Origin of the sequence: Neotamlana sargassicola (genome assembly GCF_020523965.1) — a bacterium.
Lineage (GTDB): Bacteria > Bacteroidota > Bacteroidia > Flavobacteriales > Flavobacteriaceae > Neotamlana > Neotamlana sargassicola.
Window position 1 is genome coordinate 1 of the sequence record NZ_JAJAPX010000011.1, and the last position, 4112, is coordinate 4112.

At 32.2% G+C, this 4112-nt stretch carries 3 protein-coding genes; all 3 read right to left on the reverse strand.

The features are described 5' to 3' along the window. Positions 1 to 285 precede the first annotated feature (285 nt). Complete coding sequence (locus LG651_RS15595; protein WP_226697038.1) at positions 286 to 717, reverse strand: hypothetical protein; 432 nt, start codon at positions 715 to 717, stop codon at positions 286 to 288. 175 nt (positions 718 to 892) lie between these two features. Then, the gene (locus LG651_RS15600; protein WP_226697039.1) at positions 893 to 1858 is read right to left on the reverse strand and encodes a hypothetical protein; all 966 of its coding nucleotides are present in this window, start codon (positions 1856 to 1858) and stop codon (positions 893 to 895) included. A 697-nt stretch (positions 1859 to 2555) separates the two neighbouring features. Then, a complete protein-coding gene (locus LG651_RS15605; RefSeq protein ID WP_226697040.1) occupies positions 2556 to 3521 on the reverse strand; it encodes a hypothetical protein in 966 nt (321 codons plus the stop codon). Positions 3522 to 4112: the final 591 nt, after the last annotated feature.

Here is a 4112-nt window from a genome sequence, read left to right on the forward strand (position 1 = left end):
TGTTTAATTTTCCGGTTGTAAGTTCTTCTAAAATTTTCAGTTTGAAAGGTTCTGAATACCGTCTGATTACTTTGTCGTTTTTATACATAATGTTTAAAATTATGTAGCCTTTATTCAGGACGGGTCACTATGACTTGCAACGGTCTCGTATAACCGTCAGTTACGGGTTAAAGTACGCAAATTTTTCGGTTAAGCACAGACGTTAGCAATTCCGAGTGGATTCGGACGCAGTCGAATCCGCCGTAATTGCGGTTATACATTGTTGTGTGTAGTTTTTTATTCAGATTATCCATCTATAGAAACTCCGACTTGTTTGTTATTCTCGAAATGAACATTAAAAAAATAGTAAGGGTCATTTTTTTGTTGAAAAGCCATTTCAAATCCCTCGTCTCTTACAGAAATTCCTTTCAAGTCAAAATGCTTTTCAATTGATTCAAATTCCATTTCGGCATTTGCATATTGTTCTTTTAGAGCTTTTTCCGATTCAGATTTGATTTCCGTTTCGTTATTCAGAGCATTTAGTAAAATCCGTTTTTGATTTTCCGCAATTCCGTCTTTGTCTCCTGCGATTAGGATTTCAATGTCAGAGTTAAGATATCTTTTATTTATCTGCCAACCAACATCATTTCCTCTTGTGCTAAAACTCTCGATTTCTCCAAAATCAGAGTCAGACGTTTTTAGTTTTTTACTTCCAAATAGATTTTCAAATATTCCCATTCAGTTTGTTTTTAGTTCGGTCGTTTAAATTACACACAACGTATTTGTGTATGATTTCGTTACGGGAAAATCCAGCGGATTTTTCCGATTAATAACGAAAGATAGCAAAAATGATTGGGATTTCCGATAGGAAATTCCGCCGTAATGAATTATACACGGTGTTAGCTGTAGTAATTTATTCGAACAAATTAAAATCAACACTTTGTGTAATTCTTAAGTTATTCGCATTATCGTTCCAATAATCTTTAAAAGCTTTAATGTTTTCAGGTTTTAATTCATTCCAATATTCAGGTGAGATTGCCCAAGTTTCAATTTTGGTAGCAAACAAGTCAGTCAATTTTGTTTTAAATTCTGATTTAGATAGTTTTTTCCAAGAAGAAATATACTCTAATATCCAATTGTCTTTTTTTAATCGATGATAACCAAGAATTAAAGTCAGTTTGTCTTTTTGTGGAATAAAGTTTATGAATATATAATTTAAAATATTCTCTGGATTTTTTAAAACCTCAAAAGTGTGTTCTTCTGGATTTATTGGTGAATAAGAAGCTGAAGCACTAACAGGAATAAAGTCAAAATCAATTTTTTGAAAAATAAAATCTTGACTATTATGTGAACTGTTTATCTCAAGTTCCATAATATTTCTGTACCAATTCAAATCTTGGATACCCATGGAATTCGCTTCAATTTGTGATTTAGCCATTTCTATTAATGATGTATTAGTTGCAAATTGTCTTGAGTTTTTTATTCTTTCAAATATGTCAACATTTATCATTTTTTTTCTTAATTCGGCACATAATGAACGATATGAAAACAATAATTGGTTGGTATATAAATCAAGATTATGTTCTTCTTTTTCTATAGGTGCAAAAACATTCGTGTCATGATAATTACAGAACAAAGGATAGGACATGGCGTTATTTATTCCAACTGATTTAATACCAATTATTCCGTCTTTTTCAGCTTTAAAAAAATCGTTTCCTTTAATTTGAGTTATATGATTTTTGGAACTAATTAAATTAAGGATTCCATTTTTTTGTAATAAATGAGAGTTGATTGAATTTTCGTCGCAGATTAAACATTTCTGTCTTTTACTTCTTGCATTTTTAAAAATTATTTGTAGAATTTTTAAATCTTCTTTCAATCGTTTATTCATGCAGTTTTGGGTTTATTACAGCTAACGTATTTGTATAAGCTTAGTTGCGCTGGAAATCCGCGAGGATTTTCAGACTAAGGAACTAAGATAATAAAAATGCGAGGATTTTCCGCAGGAAAATCAGAAGCAATTAAACTTATACGGTGTTACAAAACGTAGCGACACGTCAGATTGGTTTAAGGTTGCATTTTGTCCGCGTAAAATTTCAAAATTCATGTTTTGAGTTTTTTAGAATATTCTAACTTAAAATTCTCAAAAAAAAAAATCGCGAATAGTAAACCACGCTTTTTTTCAGCCATTGTAAAATTCCGCAACCTTGCTCAATTCCGCAAGAGTGAGATTCCGCGTACCAATTATCAGGTTCAGAGTTTTAAAATTCAGAGTTTGAGTGTTCAATTCCGCGTGCTGCTTTGGTCAAATTCAGATTTATATTTCCATCGAATTTCTCCGCGTCTGAGTGAGTTCGGAGCTATTTTTTGTAACGGCTTCGGCTATGATTAGTGCGGGAATAGGGGAGCAGAGGCTTTCCGATTTAGCACTAAGACGAAGCATTTTGTTTGCTTTTATCTTTTTTTATTCAAAAGTCAAATCAAAATGATTTGACGACCTTATAAAAATACACTAAACTTTGGATAAAACACCAAAACCCGTATTAATTATAGCCATTGTTGGGCACAGTATTTTTTTAATCGGTTATTTTTCTTTGCATTTTAATTGGTTGTATTCCTACAACTTTGTTTTTGTCGTCAAAAATCAATTTTATCATCTCATTTGGCGGACTCGAATTGTTATCCGAATATTTATACTGAAGTAGTGTAAACATACTTCCGTCAAATCCCATTTGAACTCCTCTATAAATCAATTCCGTTTCTCTATCAAAACTGATATTTTCAATCAGCATATTAATTTGTTCGTCAGTAACTTTTTCAAGTATTAAGTCCGATAAAAACTTTTTTGATTTTGGTAAATCTTTGGCTTTTAAAGCCGTAAAAAATTCAGTCTTAATTTTTTCCAATTCTGCCAATTTTTTCTCGTCTAATTTTGGGGTTTCTTTTTCCTTTTCCTTTGATTGGTTCTTGATGTAAAGTCTTATTCTATGAACTGGATTAATAGTCATTGCACCTTTCTTTTCGTAATAGTTAGAAACAGTTGTATACATTTCTATTTCGATGCTATCATTAGGTTTCCAAGTAGAACTTTCTACAAAAGTGTTTATAGAATCCAATCGACTAATGTTTGAATAATTCTTTTTTACTTCTGGTTGTCCGAACTCATTTGAAATTTCTTTTTTAAGTCCTTTGTATTTTGTAATTAAGGCTTTTTGAAACTTCTTTGATTTTTGATTATTGTCTTGTTTCTCAAAATTCGAAACGTCCCATTCGTAGAGAACATAAGACATTGTTGAATCCGCTTTTTTGAAAAAGTAGAAAGAAGTCAAATCAGGAATTACTTTCTCTTTTCTTAAATATTTAATGGGTTGCGCATTTCCACCAAAGGAAACGTGATTTGAGGTTGTCGGAATTTTTTCGCTTCCCAAACTTTCTTCCATTTTTAAATATTCAGCGAGTGATGTATTATGAATGTCAAAATTGAACTCCTGTCCAAAAACAGAAGTTGAGATAAATAAAATTCCGATAATTATGTATTTCATTCGATGTTTGTTCATATTGTGCCCAACGTGTTTGTATAAGAAACGTTGCGATTTTGAGCGCGGCGATTTTCCGAAGGAAAATCGGACGTAAGCAAAATAGCAAAACGTTTCAATTTAGAAATAAAGATAAGCAATGTTTTTTATACGGTGTTGCAAGTTGTAGTTTTTTCAGAGTTATGTTTTCTGCTTGAGTTAAATTCCGAGTAAGAGTACATTCAGCTATTATTTTCGTCCGCAAAGTATTGTCAATCCGCAAGAGTGAAAATCCGCGTAATATTTTTAGTCAGCGTTTTAAAAATCCGCAACCTTGCTCAATTCCGCAAGAGTAAAAGTCAGCGCAATATTGGTCAGATTCAGAGTTCGAGTTGATTTCTCCGCGTGATAATTCAGAGTTTTAATTTGTTAGAAATCAAAAGTTTTTAAAATTCAGAATTATCCGCCGTATGAGTGAGCGCTATGACTTGCAACGGTCTCGTATAACCGTCAGTTACGGGATTAAAGTTAATGTTTTTCGGTTAAATACTGACGTTAGCAATTCCGAGTGGATTCTGACGTAGTCGAATCCGCCGTAATTGCGGTTATACATTGTTG

Bases quoted from the DNA above. Each gene is read 5' to 3' on its own strand.
- LG651_RS15605 (WP_226697040.1), bottom strand. From the start codon at position 3,521: ATGAAATACATAATTATCGGAATTTTATTTATCTCAACTTCTGTTTTT.
- LG651_RS15595 (WP_226697038.1), bottom strand. From the start codon at position 717: ATGGGAATATTTGAAAATCTATTTGGAAGTAAAAAACTAAAAACGTCT.